This window comes from Polaromonas sp. SP1, from assembly GCF_003711205.1.
Lineage (GTDB): Bacteria > Pseudomonadota > Gammaproteobacteria > Burkholderiales > Burkholderiaceae_C > Polaromonas.
The window spans coordinates 4,101,692-4,116,958 of record NZ_CP031013.1 but is presented as its reverse complement, the minus strand read 5'-3'; the positions used below and the strand labels follow the sequence as shown (position 1 = coordinate 4,116,958).

Sequence of the window (15,267 nt, the reverse complement as noted above, 5' to 3'; positions counted from 1 at the left end):
CAATATCAGAACAACAAAAAGCCCCCGCGATACCGGTTGACTGACCTGGGCGGCTGGAGGAAGAGTTCCCTGTAAGCCACAAGCTTTCAGGGTGAAAACGACAGTCAAGCCATTTAAAGGAGCTTGTTATGCGCCTCACGACCAAAGGCCGCTTCGCGGTCACTGCAATGATTGATTTGGGACTGCGTCAGAACAACGGCCCGGTCACCCTGGCTGCAATCAGCCAGCGCCAGCAAATTTCCCTTTCCTATCTCGAACAACTGTTCGGCAAGCTGCGCCGCCACGAACTGGTGGAATCCACCCGTGGCCCCGGCGGCGGTTACACGCTGGGCCGCAAGGCTTCGGAAATCACCGTGGCCGACATCATCGTGTCGGTGGACGAGCCGATCGACGCCACCCAGTGCGGCGGCAAGGAAAACTGCCTGGGCGAGGGCGGCCGCTGCATGACGCACGAGCTGTGGGCTTCGCTGAACAGCCGCATGGTGGAGTTCCTGGACTCCGTGACCCTGCAAAAACTGGTGGAAGACCAGCTGGCCAAGGGCGTGGTGATCGAGAACACCCCCCAGGTGAAAAAAGCGATTTTCACGGCGCCGGCGGTCAAGCCGATTCGCGTGAACGCACCGAATTCGGTGTTTGCGCTGGGCAATGCATTTTCCAAATCCTGATGGATCGATGCCGGGCGTATGCCCGGCACCTTCCTTTTGTGACCCGATTGCATTGACTTCATTGATCGCGCTGCCAGCCAGCCTGTGAATTTAAAGAGCTAGCCACATGGACACCCCACACTTTCCCATCTACATGGACTACAGCGCCACGAACCCCTGCGACCCGCGGGTGGTGGACGCCATGATTCCCTGGTTGCGCGAGCACTTCGGCAACCCTGCTTCGCGCAGCCACGCCTGGGGCTGGGAAGCGGAAGCCGCCGTCGAGAAGGCGCGCGAGCAGATCGCCGACCTGATTGGCGCCGACCCGCGCGAGATCGTCTGGACCAGCGGCGCGACCGAGTCCAACAACCTGGCGCTCAAGGGCGCGGCGCATTTCTACAAGACCAAGGGCAAGCACATCATCACGGTCAAGACCGAGCACAAAGCCGTGCTGGACACCTGCCGCGAGCTGGAGCGCCAGGGTTTTGAAGTGACTTACATGGACGTGCAGGCCGATGGTTTGCTCGACCTGGAAGCGCTCAAGGCCGCTATTCGTCCCGACACCATTTTGGTCAGCGTCATGTTCGTCAACAACGAAATCGGCGTGATCCAGGATATCCCGGCGATCGGCGCGCTGTGCCGCGAAAAAGGCATCATCTTCCATGTGGATGCCGCACAGGCCACGGGCCGTGTCGACATCGACCTCGCCACCTTGCCGGTCGACCTGATGAGCCTCACGTCGCACAAGACCTACGGCCCCAAAGGCATTGGCGCACTGTACGTTCGCCGCAAGCCGCGCGTGCGCCTTGAAGCGCAAATGCACGGTGGCGGCCACGAGCGCGGCATGCGCTCGGGCACCTTGCCTACGCACCAGTGCGTCGGCATGGGCGAGGCCTACCGCATCGCCAAGGCCGAGATGCATGAGGAAAACAAGCGCATCCTGGCCCTGCATCAGCGCATGCTCAATGGCCTCAAGGATGTGGAAGAGGTGTTCCTCAATGGTCACGCTGAAAAGCGCGTGCCGCACAACCTGAACATGAGCTTCAATTTCGTTGAAGGCGAGTCGCTGATCATGGGCATCAAGGGTCTGGCCGTGTCCAGCGGTTCAGCCTGTACGTCGGCCAGCCTGGAGCCCAGCTATGTGCTCCGCGCCCTGGGCCGCAGCGACGAGCTGGCGCACAGCAGCCTGCGCATGACCATCGGCCGCTGGAGCACCGAAGAAGAAATCGACTACGCGGTCGCCACCATCAAGGAAAACGTGGCCAAACTGCGCGAACTGTCCCCCCTGTGGGAGATGTTCAAGGATGGTGTTGATTTGTCCACCATCCAGTGGGCTGCTCATTGAGCAGCGCGCCCAATAGCTTAAAGAGGTAAACAAAATGGCATACAGCGAAAAAGTGGTAGACCACTATGAAAACCCCCGCAACGTCGGCTCCTTTGAAAAGGGCGACGAATCGGTAGGCACCGGCATGGTCGGCGCACCGGCTTGCGGCGACGTGATGAAGCTGCAGATCAAGGTCAACCCGGTTACCGGCGTGATCGAAGACGCACGCTTCAAGACCTACGGCTGCGGCTCCGCCATCGCCTCCAGCTCGCTTGTGACCGAATGGGTCAAGGGCAAGACACTGGACGAAGCGGCGAGCATCAAGAACAGCGCGATCGCCGAAGAGCTGGCTTTGCCGCCGGTCAAGATTCACTGCTCCATCCTGGCCGAAGACGCCATCAAGGCCGCCGTGAACGACTACAAGCAAAAGCACACGCACTGATACAACGCATTTCCCGTCACCTGCCTTTCTTTCGAGTGATTTAAATGTCCGTTACCCTCACTGATGCTGCTGCCCGACACGTGACCCGCTATATGACCAAGCGCGGCAAGGGTGTGGGCGTTCGCCTGGGCGTGAAGACCACCGGCTGTTCCGGCCTGGCCTACAAGCTGGAATACGCCGACGAGATCGCACCCGAGGACGTTGTATTCGAAGACAATGGCGTCAAGGTGCTGGTCGACCCGAAAAGCATGGCTTACATCGACGGTACCAAGCTGGACTTTGTGCGCGAGGGCTTGAACGAAGGCTTCAAGTTCATCAACCCCAACGAGCGTGATCGTTGCGGCTGCGGCGAAAGCTTCCGGGTTTGACGGGCGAGCGGTCGAACGCGTGCTGCACCCTTACCGAAGCCGCCTCCACTGATGGTGCTGGCGGCTTTTTCTCGGCATGAATCTTCAATCCAACGACTTCGAACTTTTCGGCGTGCCCCAGCGTTTCGCGCAAGACCGCGCGGCGCTTGATGCACGCTGGAAGGATTTGCAGCGTGAAGCACACCCCGACAAGTTTGCGGCTCAGGGGGCGGCGGCGCAACGCGTCGCCATGCAGTGGTCGGTGCGTATCAACGAAGCCTACCAACGGCTGAAGGATCCGCTCAAGCGGGCGAGCTATTTGTGCGAGCTGAACGGCGCGCCCATCAATGCCGAGAACAACACCGCGATGCCGCACGATTTCCTGGTGCAGCAGATGCAATGGCGCGAAGCGCTCGACGACGCTGAGAGCATCGAAGATTTTGAAGAAATAGCCTCGAAGTCCTTGTCCAGTATGGGCATGCAGCTATCAAAAATAGAGCAACTGCTGGACGTGGACAAGGATTTTCCCGCCGCCGCCCAGCAGGTCAGAAGCCTTATGTTTATTGAGCGCTTTGCCAGTGAGGTGGATGCACGCATCGACCAGCTGGGACAATAGGATCCTGTTCCAAGGCATTACAGAAAAAGTACGACAACCGCGCATGGCACTTCTGCAAATTTCCGAACCCGGCCAGACGCCCGACCCGCACCAGCGGCGCATCGCGGTGGGCATAGACCTGGGCACCACGCATTCGCTGGTCGCCAGCGTACGCAACGGCATCTCAGAATGCCTTCCCGACGAGCAAGGGCGTGTTCTGCTGCCCAGCGTGGTGCGCTACCTTGAGGGCGACAAGCGCCAGATTGGCTACGAAGCCCTGGCCGCCCAGGTAGAAGACCCGCGCAACACCATCTCGTCGGTCAAACGCCTGATGGGCCGCGGCATCAACGACATCGGCAGCCGCGCTCAATTGCCTTACGAGTTGAACGACAAGCCGGGCATGGTCACGCTGCAGACGGTTGCCGGTGAGAAGAGCCCGGTCGAGATCAGCGCCGAGATCCTGGCCACGTTGCGCTATCGCGCCGAAGACACCTTCAACGACGACATCTACGGCGCCGTGATCACCGTGCCGGCCTACTTTGACGATGCCCAGCGCCAGGCCACCAAAGACGCCGCGCAACTGGCCGGCCTCAATGTGCTGCGCCTGCTCAATGAGCCCACGGCCGCCGCCATCGCCTATGGGCTGGATAACGCCAGCGAAGGTGTCTACGCCGTCTACGACCTGGGCGGTGGTACTTTCGATATCTCCATCCTGCGCCTGACGCAAGGCGTCTTTGAAGTTGTTGCTACCGGCGGCGATTCCGCGCTGGGCGGCGACGACTATGACCGCGCGCTGGTCGACTGGGTGCTGGCCAAGGCCGGGCTCGCGGCAGACACGCTCACGCCGTCCGACAAGGCCGCCCTGCAACGCACGGCCCGCAATTGCAAGGAAGCGCTGTCTTGCGCCGACCCGGTGCCTTTTTCGGTGCAGCTGGCCAAGGCGCTCGTCAATTTCGAGATGAAGGCGGAAGATTTTGAAACCGCTACGGCGCATTTGACGCAACGCACGCTCGCTGCCGTCCGCAAGGCCTTGCGCGATGCGAAGCTGACGAAAGAAGACGTGCAGGGCGCCGTGCTGGTCGGGGGCTCTACCCGCATGCCGCAGGTGCGCAAGGCGGTCGCCAGCTTCTTCGGGCGCGAGCCGCTGGTCAACCTGAATCCTGATGAAGTGGTAGCGCTGGGCGCGGCCATTTCGGCCAACCAGCTGGCCGGCAACAACACGGGCGCAGATCTCTTGCTGCTGGATGTGATCCCGCTGTCGCTGGGCATTGAGACCATGGGCGGGCTGGTCGAGCGTATCGTGCCGCGCAACCAGACCATCCCCACGGCGATGGCGCAGGACTTCACCACCTACCAGGACGGCCAGACCGCGCTGGCGCTGCATGTGGTGCAGGGCGAGCGCGACCTCGTGGCTGATTGCCGCAGCCTCGCCCGCTTTGAACTGCGCGGCATTCCGCCCATGGTGGCCGGCGCCGCGCGTATCCGCGTGACATTCACGGTCGATGCCGACGGCTTGCTCAGCGTGAATGCAAAAGAGCAGGTCAGCGGCGTTGAGGCGCGCATCGATGTCAAGCCGTCCTACGGCCTGTCGGACGACGAGATTGCGCGAATGCTGCAAGACAGCTTTTCAACCGCCCAGCAAGACATGCAGGCCCGCGCGCTGGCCGAAGCCCAGGTCGATGCCGACCGCATGATCCTTGCCACGCAAAGCGCGCTGGCGGCCGATGCCGATTTGCTCAGCCCCAACGAGCGCGCGCAAATCGACAGCCTGATCGTTGGCCTTGCCGACACGCGTGTCCACGGCGACGCGGCTGCGATCGAAGCAGCCACCCAGGCGCTGGCCAAAGGCACCGAAGGTTTTGCCGCCCAGCGGATGAACCGCGGCATCAAGCAAGCCCTGGCCGGTAAAAACATTGAGGCAGTCTGATTCGACTGACAACCATGCCCATCATCAAAATACTGCCCCATCCCGAGTACTGCCCCCAAGGCGCTGAGATCAGCGCGCCGGCCGGTACCTCGATCTGCGAAGCCCTGCTCGACAACAAGATCAACATCGAGCACGCCTGCGACCTCAGCTGCGCCTGCACGACCTGCCATGTCATTGTGCGCGAGGGCTTCAAATCGCTCAACGAGCTCGACGAAAGCGAAGAAGACCTGCTCGACCGCGCCTGGGGCCTTGAGCCCAATTCACGGCTGAGCTGCCAGGCGTTCCTGGCCCAGTCCGATGTGACGGTGGAGATACCCAAGTACTCTATCAACCACGCCAAGGAAAACCACTGAACGCGTAGCTGTGCCTTCTGCGGATCATAAAAAAGCCCGTCAGCGACGGGCTTTTTTGTTGGCGTGGCTTGTTGCCATCCGGCCCGCGAATACGCTCAGCGTACGAATCCGCCGTCTTTGCGCAGCATGGACAGCTCGGAAAAGGTCAGGCCCTGGTGCTCTCCGGGTGCGTAGCGAATGAAGAGGCCGCCCAGGTTCAGTGGCTTGAATGTTTCCAGCGCCTTCTTGAGTGACTCGGGCGTAGGGCTGGAACCGGCGCGCTTGAGGCCCTCCACGAGTACCTTGGTGCTGACATAGCCTTCCAGGCTGCCGTAACTGAATTCGTTCACACCGATCTTTTTCATGGCTGCCTGATACTCGGCAATGATGGGCATGACCGAGTTCCATGGATAGGGGACAACCTGGGAAATCACCACGCCCACCGCATCGTCGCCGATTGCCTTGTGCAGCTGCTGGCCATTGAGGAAAGAGAACGAGTAAAACCGGGCTTCCTCCCCGGTGGCTTTATAGGCCTTGATGAATTTGGCGGTGACCGCGTTGGTGGCGGACAAGACAATGGCCGTGGGTTTGAGTTTGGCCAACTCGACTGCTTTCGCTTCCGCGTCGGCGCCATCGTTTTGTATGGCCACGCTCCCCAGCATCTTGTCGCCGCGTTGCTGAATGGCCGCTTTGGTGCTTTCCATCGCGGAGCGGGCGCCGGGGTTGTCGTTGTGGGCAAACGCGATGCGCGTGATGCCGATGGTGAACAGGTGGTTGACGATGCGGCCGTACTCTTCGTCAAAGCTGATGCGCACGGGGAAGCCGTACTCAGAAAACTTCACCACCGGGCCGGCGCCGGTATAGGGCGCGACCAGCGGGATTTTGAGCTCGTTGGCGGCCTTGAGCGCACCCACGGACGAGGTGGTGCCCACAGGCATGAGGATGGCGACCGCGCCGTCTGCCGCCAGTTTCTTGACGTTGTCCGCCGCTTTTGCCGCGTCATAGGCATCGTCGACCTGGCGGATCTCGACCGGCCTGCCGTTGATGCCGCCCGCTTCGTTGGTGGCTGCGAGCATGGCCTTGATGCCGATGAGCGGCTCTGTGCCCAGGCTGGCCAGGGGTCCCGTCTGTACATAGGTTTGCCCGATCAGGATGGGCTTGGCCTGTGCGAACGCGCAAACGGGAAGCAGTACTGCGGCCATGGCGGCCAGAAGACGGAAGGTTGAAAACATGGGGCCTCGATGGAGCTTGCGGGGAGGGCGGCAGAAGTGCGCGACGTCTCAAGCAGCTGGAACTGCTTGAAAATATAGTTTATATATAAACTATTTAAATATCAATACAAACTTCTGCAATTGCCGCGATTGCCTTTGCACGCCGCTCGCCCGGGTACCGGGGCGCCAGTGCCGGAGCGCAGGAGCGTCCTGAAACCCCGGAGCAGCCCTGAAAGCGGATTCAGACAGCCGTGAGGCGGCGATAATCGGGTGATGCGCCAAATTGTTCTGGACACTGAAACCACCGGTCTTTCCGCTGAAAACGGCGACCGCATCATCGAAATCGGTTGCGTTGAACTGGTGGCCCGCAAGCTCACCGGCAACAACCGCCACTTCTACCTGAACCCCGAGCGCGACAGCCACGAAGACGCGCTCAAGGTTCACGGCATCAGCAACGAGTTCCTGAAGGACAAACCCAAGTTCGCGGCCGTGGCCGACGAACTGCTGGAGTACCTGCAGGACGCCGAGATCATCATCCACAACGCGCCTTTCGACGTGAGCTTCCTCAATAAGGAGCTCGAGCTCATCGGCAGGCCGCCCATCAAGCATTGCGTGGCCAAGGTGACCGACAGCCTGATGATGGCCAAGGAGCTGTTTCCGGGTAAACGTAATTCGCTCGACGCCCTGTGCGACCGGCTCGATGTCGACAACTCAGGCCGCACCTTGCACGGCGCCTTGCTGGATGCCGAGTTGCTGGCCGACGTTTACATCAACCTGACCCGGGGGCAGAACTCGCTGGTGATGGAGGTGAGCAGCAACAATCAGGAGGGGGACAGTACGCCGCTGGTTGACCTGGCCACCTTTGAATTGCCGCTGCTGGCGGCCAATGACCAGGAAATTGCCGAGCATGAGAAATTGCTCACTGATATCGACAAGGCGAGCAAAGGCAAAACCGTCTGGCGCGCTTTGGCCGCCTGAGCCGCGAGCAGGAAACAGCAATTCCACGGATCAGGCTCAAAAAAGGCCCGAAACAGCATATAATCGCAGGCTGACCGATAGGGCGGTTAGCTCAGGGGTAGAGCACTGCATTCACACTGCAGGGGTCGCAAGTTCGAAACTTGCACCGCCCACCAGAATTTGAAGAACAAAAAAGGCCAAGTCTTGCGACTTGGCCTTTTTTCATTTCGGCGCGGCGTGGCGCGGTTTTGGGCAGGGTCAGAGCACTTCGCTCGCGAAATCAGCCAGCCTGGAGCGTTCGCCGCGTGCCAGCGTGATATGCCCGCCGTGCGGCCAGCCCTTGAAGCGGTCCACCGCAAAGGTCATGCCGGAGGACCCTTCGGTCAGGTAGGGCGTATCGATCTGCGCCAGGTTGCCCATGCAGATGATCTTGGTGCCGGGGCCGGCCCGCGTGATCAGTGTTTTCATCTGCTTGGGCGTCAGGTTTTGCGCCTCGTCGATGATGACGTACTTGTTCAGGAAGGTGCGGCCGCGCATGAAGTTCATGCTTTTCACCTTGATGCGAGAGCGGATCAACTCATTGGTGGCGGCGCGGCCCCATTCGCCCGAGCCGCTGTCGGTTTTGCCCAGCACTTCGAGGTTGTCGTCCAGCGCGCCCATCCAGGGGCCCATTTTTTCCTCTTCAGTACCCGGCAGGAAGCCGATGTCTTCGCCGACCGAAACCGTGGCCCGCGTCATGATGATTTCGGTGTAGCGGCGATCGTCCAGCACCTGCGTTAAGCCCGAGGCCAGCGCCATCAGGGTCTTGCCGGTGCCTGCCGTGCCGGCCAGCGTGACGAAGTCCACTTCTGGGTCCATCAACAGGTTCATCGCAAAATTTTGTTCGCGGTTGCGCGTGGTGACGCCCCAGACGGCGTTTTTGAGGTGGTTGTAGTCCTTCAGGGTTTTCAAAACGGCTGTTTTGGCCCGAATTTCGGTCACGCGGGCGTACAGAGGCGGCTCGCCCGGGGCTTCGAAGAACACAAACTGGTTGATCAGCAGGCTGCCCACGATGGGGCCGGTGATGCGGTAGAAGGTGTGGCTGCCTTGTTGCCAGCTCTCGATGGTCTTGCTCTGGCGCGTCCAGAAGTCAGCCGGCAGGGCGAGTGAGCCGGAATACAGCAGGTCGCCGTCTTCCAGGGTTTTGTCGTTCTGGTAGTCGTCTGTGGCCAGGCCCAGGGCACGCGCCTTGACGCGCATATTGATGTCCTTGGACACCAGCACGACCTCGCGGGGCGCATATTCCTTGCGCAGGGCCTCGACCACACCCAGGATCTGGTTGTCGGCCTTGCCTTGGGGCAGGCTCATGGGCAGGGTGTAGTCCAGCGGTTTGGTCTGGAAAAACAGGCAACCGCCGGCTTCCGGATGGCCCGTGGTGTCGAGTTTCAGGCCCTTGCCGATATCGGCGCCCTGGGCGCCTGCGAGCGCATCCAGCGTGCGGCTGGTCTGGCGGGCGTTGCGCGCAACCTCAGTCATGCCCTTTTTGTGACCGTCCAGCTCCTCGAGCACGATCATGGGCAGGAAGATGTCGTGTTCCTCGAAGCGGAACAGGCACATCGGGTCGTGCATCAGCACATTGGTGTCGAGCACGAACAGCTTGGATGGCCCCGTGCGCCTGGCCTTTTTCGGTTTTGCGGCCGGCTGGGGCAGCGCGATGCTCTCTTTTTTATAGCTACCAGCCGTTGCCCTGTCTGGGCTGGAGGGCTCTTTTCCTTTAAAAGCCACCGGGTGGCTGCCTTCGCCTGCCGCGCGGCTGTCAAACAGGTCCATTACCGGGGGTTTCTGGGTGGATTCAGCGCTTTCCGTCTTTCGTGCGACTTTCGAGGGTGAGCGGGCGGGCGCGTCGAGCGCGTCAGGGGAGAGCAGGGCGGCACGTTTGGTCGGGGCGGGGGGCAGGGGCATAGTGCTTAAAACTCTCTAAAAAAGAAGGGTTCCAGAAGCGAAAAAGCCGCCTTGAAACCAGGGCGGCTTGTTCTTTGGGCGCAGTTGCGAAGGTCAACAGCATGAGTTCATTATGCACAACTCAAGTGACAGGGCAATCCCTCGCAATTCTTTATAAATCCTGTGTTGCTAACTGGCCTCAACAAGGCTCAGGCTGCTTTTTTGAGGGCCTTGACGGCCTTGAGCACGTCGTCCACATGGCCCGGCACTTTCAGGCCGCGCCATTCCTCCTTCAGCTGGCCGTCGGCGCCCACCAGGAAGGTGCTGCGCTCGATGCCCTTGACCTTTTTGCCGTACATGATCTTGTTTTTGACCACGCCGAACATGTGGCACATTTTTTCTTCGGTGTCCGCAATCAGCTCAAACGGGAGCTCAAGCTTGGACTTGAACTCGTCGTGGGACTTCATGTTGTCGCGGGACACGCCGAACACGGTCGCGCCGGCCTTGACGAAGTCCTTGTAGCGGTCACGGAACTGCATGGCCTCCGTGGTGCAACCCGGTGTGTTGTCCTTGGGATAGAAGTACAACACCACGACTTTGCCCAGGTGGGAGGTGTTGGACACCTTCAGGCCACCGGTGGCGATCGCTTCAAATTCGGGGAGTGGTTTATTGACGACGACTGCCATACTGAGTTGACCCTGACGAAAGTAGTTGTAATTAGCCGTGCCTTTTGGCAACCGGCCTGGGACTCATCCCGGGATGTGGTGCCAAGTGCAACCCTAGATTTTACCCTGAAAGAGGGTCTGTTTCAGTCCCTGGTTCCTTCTGTTTCAATCAGCAGGGCTGCAATCACCTGCCGGCCTTCCCCGGCAAGGATGTTGTAGGTGCGGCATGCGGCCAGCGTATCCATGGTTTCAATGCCTATCCGGCGCTCCATCAGCATGCGCAAAAAGGCCGGCGGCGGAAAGCGAAGGCGGGGGCCGCTCCCAAAAATGACGAGTTCGGGCTGCGTTTCGGCCAGTAGCGCGAAGTGCTCCGCCGTGAGGTCTTCAAAGCGCGGGCACTTCCAGTCGAACTTCTCGCCCCGCGAGCCAATGACGACGCTGTGCTCGATCTTTTCCGCCACGCCGTTGCTTGCCAGGCCGACCCATCCGGGGCCGTAGCCAAGAATGGACTGGACATCGAGACGGTCTGGCTGGAGTTTCATGCGGGATGGATCCGGGCGTTGTGAAGGCGTGGAAGGCGCTGCTTGCGAGGGCGGTTTGCCGCGGTTTTCCGGGCGAAAACCCTTGTTTATGTGGTCAAATTATAGATTCCGCCCGAATTTCCCGCCGCAATGCGGGTGCATATCACCCGTGCGCCCCGTTTGGCCGCTGTTGCCGGCGTTTGCCGGCGATGGGGTCTTTGCCCACATATCCATAAAGTTGCATGAAACCGATCACCAAATCCGCCAAGCTTGCCAATGTGCTTTACGACATCCGTGGCCCGATCATGGATGCCGCCAAGCAGATGGAAGAAGAGGGCCAAAAGCTCATCAAGCTCAATATCGGCAATCTGGCGGTGTTCGGTTTCGACGCGCCCGAAGAAGTCCAGCAGGACATGATCCGCAACCTGCCCGCCTCGGCCGGCTATTCGGACAGCAAGGGGATTTTTGCGGCGCGCAAGGCCGTGATGCACGAAACCCAGAAGCAGGGCATCAAGGGTGTGACGCTGGACGACATCTACCTCGGCAACGGCGCGAGCGAGCTGATCTCCATGGCCACCAACGCCCTGCTGGACGACGGCGACGAGTTGCTGCTGCCCGCACCCGACTACCCGCTGTGGACGGCCTCCACCAGCCTTTCGGGCGGCACGCCGGTGCATTACCTGTGCGATGAAAGCAATGGCTGGATGCCCAGCCTGGACGACATCCGCGCAAAGATCACGCCGAAGACCAAGGCCATCGCGGTCATCAACCCCAACAACCCGACGGGTGCGCTGTATTCGGACGAACTGCTCAAGGGCATCGTCGCCATCGCGCGCGAACACGGCCTCGTCATCCTCGCCGACGAGGTCTATGACAAGGTGCTGTACGACGACGTCAAGCACACGGCCATCGCCAGCCTCTCCACCGATGTGCTCACGCTGACCTTCAATTCGCTCTCCAAGAGCTACCGCTCCTGCGGCTACCGCGCCGGCTGGCTGGTGGTGTCCGGCCCCAAGAAGCAGGCCAAGGACTACATCGAAGGCCTGAACATGCTGGCCAACATGAAGCTGTGTTCCAACGTGCCCGGCCAGTGGGCCATCCAGACGGCGTTGGGCGGCTACCAGAGCATTAACGACCTGACCTGCGAAGGCGGGCGCCTGCGCCGCCAGCGCGACCTGGCCTACGAACTGATCACCGCCATTCCCGGCGTCACCTGTGTGAAACCCAGCGCCGCGCTCTACATGTTCCCGCGGCTTGATCCCAAGGTCTACCCGATCAAGGACGATCGCCAGTTTTTCCTGGAGCTCCTCAAAGAGACCAAGGTCATGCTGGTGCAGGGCACGGGCTTTAACTGGCCCGAACCGGACCACTTCCGCATCGTCTTCCTGCCGCATGAGGAAGACCTGCGCGAAGCCGTCGGCCGCATTGCGAAGTTCCTCGAGAACTACCGCAACAACCGAATTTGATCCTGTATTCGGCCTCTTTCCTTTCGCGCATCCTTTTTGGGCGCGGGCATCCAAGATCAACGTAAAGCAAGACCTCAGCGACTATGAAACCGACGAATTTGAGCCCGATCCGGGTAGGCCTCCTGGGCATTGGCACCGTGGGCAGCGGCACCTACAACGTACTGCAGCGCAACCAGGAAGAAATCCGCCGCCGCGCCGGCCGCGGCATTGAAATCACCATGGTGGCCGACCTCGACGTGGTGCGCGCCAAGGCCGCCGTGGGCGCGGGTGTGCAGGTGGTCGACGACGCCCGCAAAGTCGTCGCCAGCCCGGATGTCGACATCGTGATCGAGCTCATCGGCGGCTACGGCATTGCCAAACAGCTGGTGCTTGAAGCCATTGAGGCTGGCAAGCATGTGGTCACCGCCAACAAGGCGCTGCTGGCCGTGCACGGCACCGAGATTTTTGCAGCGGCCCACCGCAAGGGCGTGATGGTCGCGTTTGAAGCGGCCGTGGCCGGCGGCATCCCCATCATCAAGGCGCTGCGTGAAGGCCTGACCGCCAACAGCATCCAGTGGATCGCCGGCATCATCAACGGCACCACCAACTTCATCCTGTCCGAGATGCGCGACAAGGGCCTGGACTTCGACGTCGTGCTCAAAGAAGCACAACGCCTGGGCTACGCCGAAGCCGACCCCACCTTCGACATCGAAGGCGTGGACGCGGGCCACAAGGTCACGTTGATGTCGGCGATTGCTTTCGGCATTCCGGTGCAATTCGACAAGGCCTACGTCGAAGGCATCACCGGCCTGGCTGCGCAAGACATCCGCTACGCCGAACAACTCGGCTACCGCATCAAGCTGCTGGGCATCACCAAGCGCGCCGCCAACGGCATTGAGCTGCGCGTACACCCGAGCCTCGTGCCGGCCAAACGTTTGATCGCCAATGTCGAAGGTGCAATGAACGCCGTGGTAGTGCAGGGTGATGCCGTCGGCACCACGCTGTACTACGGCAAGGGCGCGGGTAGCGAGCCCACGGCCAGCGCCGTGATCGCCGACCTCGTCGACATCGCCCGCCTGCACACTGCAGACCCTGAACACCGCGTGCCGCACCTGGCCTTCCAGCCCGACGCGATGAGCGACCTGCCCGTGGTGCCGATGTCCGATGTGGTCACCAGCTACTACCTGCGCCTGAAAGTCGCCGACGAAGCCGGCGTGCTGGCCAAGGTCACGGGCATCCTGGCCAGCGCGGGCATCAGCATCGACGCCGTGCTGCAGCGCGAAGCCGATGAAGTGGGCGGCGAAGGCTCCACCCACACCGACCTCATCATCCTGACGCATGAATGCCAGGAAGCCAAGATGAACGGCGCCCTGGCGCAGATGCAGGCGCTGCCCACGGTGCTGGCACCCATCACGCGCATCCGCAAGGAGGAGTTGGCCTGATGCTTTACGTGTCCACACGCGGCCACGCTGACCGCAAACGCTTTTGCGAAATCCTGCTCGAAGGGCTGGCGCCTGATGGCGGCCTGTATTTGCCTGAGACCTATCCGCAGGTTGGCGAGGCGACCCTTGCCAAATGGCGCGGCCTGCCTTACGCCGAGCTGGCGTTCGAGGTGCTCTCGCTCTATGTCGACGACATTCCCGCCGCCGACCTCAAAGCCATCTGCAACAAGACCTACACCGAGGAAGTCTTCGGCACCCAGGCGATCGTCCCGCTGAAAAAGCTGGAAGACGGCTTGTACCTTGAAGCCCTGTCCAACGGCCCCACACTGGCCTTCAAGGACATGGCCATGCAGCTGCTGGGCAACCTGTTCGAGTACGAACTGGCGCGCCGCGGTGAAGAACTCAACATCCTGGGCGCCACCAGCGGCGACACCGGCAGCGCGGCCGAATACGCCATGCGCGGCAAAAAGGGCGTGCGCGTTTTCATGACCTCGCCCAACGGCCGCATGAGCCCTTTCCAGCAGGCGCAGATGTTCAGCCTGCAGGACGAGAACATTCACAACATCGCGGTTGAAGGCGTGTTTGACGACTGCCAGGACATCGTCAAGGCCGTGTCCAACGACCTGGCTTTCAAGCGCCAGTACAAGATCGGCACGGTCAATTCGATCAATTGGGCGCGCTTGATGGCGCAAGTCGTCTACTACTTCGCAGGTTACTTTCAGGCCACAAGCAACAACACCGAAAAGGTCAACTTCACGGTCCCCTCCGGCAATTTCGGCAATGTCTGCGCCGGCCATGTCGCCCGCATGATGGGCCTGCCCATCGGCAAACTGGTGGTCGCCACCAACGAGAACGACGTGCTCGACGAGTTCTTCCGCACCGGTGTGTACCGCGTGCGCAGCAGCGCCGACACGCACGAAACCTCCAGCCCGTCCATGGACATTTCCAAGGCCTCGAACTTTGAGCGTTTTGTGTTTGACCTGCTGGGCCGCGACGGCGGCAAGACCAAGGCCTTGTTCCACGACCAGCTCGGCAGCCAGGGTTTCTTTGACCTGAGCGGTGAAGCCGCCTTCAAGGCCGCCGCGCAGCGCTACGGTTTTGCCAGCGGCAAGAGCACCCATGCCGACCGGCTGGCCACGATCCGCGATACCTACAAGCGCTTTGGCACCATGATCGACACCCACACCGCCGACGGCGTGAAGGTGGCGCGTGAGCAGCTGCAGCCCGGCGTTCCCATGATCGTGCTTGAGACCGCCTTGCCCATCAAGTTCGCGGCCACCATTGAAGAAGCCCTGGGCCAGTTGCCCACGCGGCCCGCGAAGTTTGAAGGCATTGAGGCCTTGCCCAAACGTGTCAAGGTACTGCCGGCCGATGCGGCCGTGATCAAGCGCTACATTGCCGACAATGTGCATTAAATCGGGCTCCAGCCCAATACCTGTATGGGCAGGCAGCTCCTTTTTTGATAGCAAAGTGCCAAACCCTGTCACTGGAAAGT

The 15,267-nt window shown here is 60.9% G+C and carries 15 protein-coding genes and 1 tRNA gene; 12 read left to right on the top strand and 4 right to left on the bottom strand.

Annotated elements, in window-relative coordinates; all coding sequences use genetic code 11:
- The first annotated feature begins 128 nt into the window (after positions 1 to 128).
- The 7 genes from iscR to fdx all read left to right on the top strand — a co-directional run bounded on the left by iscR (position 129) and on the right by fdx (position 5,632).
- A complete protein-coding gene (iscR, locus tag DT070_RS19375) occupies positions 129 to 665 on the top strand; it encodes a Fe-S cluster assembly transcriptional regulator IscR (protein WP_092128187.1) in 537 nt (178 codons plus the stop codon).
- Between the two features lie 106 nt (positions 666 to 771).
- Positions 772 to 1,989 carry an IscS subfamily cysteine desulfurase gene (locus tag DT070_RS19370; RefSeq protein ID WP_122956872.1) on the top strand — a complete coding sequence of 406 codons (1,218 nt, stop codon included), beginning with the start codon at positions 772 to 774 and terminating at the stop codon, positions 1,987 to 1,989.
- Positions 1,990 to 2,023: 34 nt separating this feature from the next.
- Positions 2,024 to 2,410, top strand: coding sequence for a Fe-S cluster assembly scaffold IscU (gene iscU / locus DT070_RS19365; protein ID WP_122956871.1), 387 nt, complete (start codon positions 2,024 to 2,026; stop codon positions 2,408 to 2,410).
- A gap of 44 nt (positions 2,411 to 2,454) precedes the next feature.
- A complete protein-coding gene (iscA, locus tag DT070_RS19360; RefSeq protein WP_074575253.1) occupies positions 2,455 to 2,778 on the top strand; it encodes an iron-sulfur cluster assembly protein IscA in 324 nt (107 codons plus the stop codon).
- Between the two features lie 76 nt (positions 2,779 to 2,854).
- Entirely contained in the window at positions 2,855 to 3,373 is a 519-nt protein-coding gene (gene hscB / locus DT070_RS19355) for a Fe-S protein assembly co-chaperone HscB (protein ID WP_122956870.1), read from the top strand.
- A gap of 43 nt (positions 3,374 to 3,416) precedes the next feature.
- The gene (hscA, locus tag DT070_RS19350; protein WP_122956869.1) at positions 3,417 to 5,279 is read left to right on the top strand and encodes a Fe-S protein assembly chaperone HscA; all 1,863 of its coding nucleotides are present in this window, start codon (positions 3,417 to 3,419) and stop codon (positions 5,277 to 5,279) included.
- A 14-nt stretch (positions 5,280 to 5,293) separates the two neighbouring features.
- A complete protein-coding gene (fdx, locus tag DT070_RS19345) occupies positions 5,294 to 5,632 on the top strand; it encodes an ISC system 2Fe-2S type ferredoxin (protein ID WP_122956868.1) in 339 nt (112 codons plus the stop codon).
- A 95-nt stretch (positions 5,633 to 5,727) separates the two neighbouring features.
- On the opposite strand, the gene DT070_RS19340 is transcribed toward fdx, so the two are convergent.
- Positions 5,728 to 6,843: an ABC transporter substrate-binding protein gene (locus DT070_RS19340; RefSeq protein ID WP_122956867.1), complete on the bottom strand. Its 1,116-nt coding sequence runs from the start codon at positions 6,841 to 6,843 to the stop codon at positions 5,728 to 5,730.
- Positions 6,844 to 7,095: 252 nt separating this feature from the next.
- Here DT070_RS19340 and dnaQ point away from each other — a divergent pair, with 252 nt between their 5' ends.
- The gene (gene dnaQ / locus DT070_RS19335; protein ID WP_194965897.1) at positions 7,096 to 7,800 is read left to right on the top strand and encodes a DNA polymerase III subunit epsilon; all 705 of its coding nucleotides are present in this window, start codon (positions 7,096 to 7,098) and stop codon (positions 7,798 to 7,800) included.
- Between the two features lie 80 nt (positions 7,801 to 7,880).
- Positions 7,881 to 7,955: transfer RNA gene (locus tag DT070_RS19330), tRNA-Val, on the top strand.
- Between the two features lie 82 nt (positions 7,956 to 8,037).
- Here the strand turns inward: DT070_RS19330 and DT070_RS19325 are convergent.
- The 3 genes from DT070_RS19325 to DT070_RS19315 form a co-directional block, all read right to left on the bottom strand.
- Positions 8,038 to 9,720 carry a PhoH family protein gene (locus DT070_RS19325; protein WP_122956865.1) on the bottom strand — a complete coding sequence of 561 codons (1,683 nt, stop codon included), beginning with the start codon at positions 9,718 to 9,720 and terminating at the stop codon, positions 8,038 to 8,040.
- A 188-nt stretch (positions 9,721 to 9,908) separates the two neighbouring features.
- Positions 9,909 to 10,385, bottom strand: a complete 477-nt coding sequence (locus tag DT070_RS19320; RefSeq protein ID WP_122956864.1) for a peroxiredoxin — start codon at positions 10,383 to 10,385, stop codon at positions 9,909 to 9,911.
- 122 nt (positions 10,386 to 10,507) lie between these two features.
- Positions 10,508 to 10,906, bottom strand: a complete 399-nt coding sequence (locus DT070_RS19315) for an Mth938-like domain-containing protein (RefSeq protein ID WP_122956863.1) — start codon at positions 10,904 to 10,906, stop codon at positions 10,508 to 10,510.
- A gap of 221 nt (positions 10,907 to 11,127) precedes the next feature.
- Here DT070_RS19315 and DT070_RS19310 point away from each other — a divergent pair, with 221 nt between their 5' ends.
- The 3 genes from DT070_RS19310 to thrC all read left to right on the top strand — a co-directional run bounded on the left by DT070_RS19310 (position 11,128) and on the right by thrC (position 15,187).
- Positions 11,128 to 12,351, top strand: a complete 1,224-nt coding sequence (locus DT070_RS19310; protein ID WP_122956862.1) for a pyridoxal phosphate-dependent aminotransferase — start codon at positions 11,128 to 11,130, stop codon at positions 12,349 to 12,351.
- A gap of 98 nt (positions 12,352 to 12,449) precedes the next feature.
- Positions 12,450 to 13,772 (top strand): homoserine dehydrogenase, encoded by a 1,323-nt coding sequence (locus tag DT070_RS19305; protein ID WP_122957502.1) that lies wholly within the window; start codon positions 12,450 to 12,452, stop codon positions 13,770 to 13,772.
- The gene (gene thrC, locus DT070_RS19300; protein ID WP_122956861.1) at positions 13,772 to 15,187 is read left to right on the top strand and encodes a threonine synthase; all 1,416 of its coding nucleotides are present in this window, start codon (positions 13,772 to 13,774) and stop codon (positions 15,185 to 15,187) included. Before DT070_RS19305 ends, thrC begins: the two co-directional genes overlap by 1 nt.
- Positions 15,188 to 15,267 lie beyond the last annotated feature (80 nt).

Coding starts and splice junctions, on each gene's coding strand:
- iscR (WP_092128187.1), top strand. CDS start 129: ATGCGCCTCACGACCAAAGGCCGCTTCGCGGTCACTGCAATGATTGAT.
- DT070_RS19370 (WP_122956872.1), top strand. CDS start 772: ATGGACACCCCACACTTTCCCATCTACATGGACTACAGCGCCACGAAC.
- iscU (WP_122956871.1), top strand. CDS start 2,024: ATGGCATACAGCGAAAAAGTGGTAGACCACTATGAAAACCCCCGCAAC.
- iscA (WP_074575253.1), top strand. CDS start 2,455: ATGTCCGTTACCCTCACTGATGCTGCTGCCCGACACGTGACCCGCTAT.
- hscB (WP_122956870.1), top strand. CDS start 2,855: ATGAATCTTCAATCCAACGACTTCGAACTTTTCGGCGTGCCCCAGCGT.
- hscA (WP_122956869.1), top strand. CDS start 3,417: ATGGCACTTCTGCAAATTTCCGAACCCGGCCAGACGCCCGACCCGCAC.
- fdx (WP_122956868.1), top strand. CDS start 5,294: ATGCCCATCATCAAAATACTGCCCCATCCCGAGTACTGCCCCCAAGGC.
- DT070_RS19340 (WP_122956867.1), bottom strand. CDS start 6,843: ATGTTTTCAACCTTCCGTCTTCTGGCCGCCATGGCCGCAGTACTGCTT.
- dnaQ (WP_194965897.1), top strand. CDS start 7,096: ATGCGCCAAATTGTTCTGGACACTGAAACCACCGGTCTTTCCGCTGAA.
- DT070_RS19325 (WP_122956865.1), bottom strand. CDS start 9,720: ATGCCCCTGCCCCCCGCCCCGACCAAACGTGCCGCCCTGCTCTCCCCT.
- DT070_RS19320 (WP_122956864.1), bottom strand. CDS start 10,385: ATGGCAGTCGTCGTCAATAAACCACTCCCCGAATTTGAAGCGATCGCC.
- DT070_RS19315 (WP_122956863.1), bottom strand. CDS start 10,906: ATGAAACTCCAGCCAGACCGTCTCGATGTCCAGTCCATTCTTGGCTAC.
- DT070_RS19310 (WP_122956862.1), top strand. CDS start 11,128: ATGAAACCGATCACCAAATCCGCCAAGCTTGCCAATGTGCTTTACGAC.
- thrC (WP_122956861.1), top strand. CDS start 13,772: ATGCTTTACGTGTCCACACGCGGCCACGCTGACCGCAAACGCTTTTGC.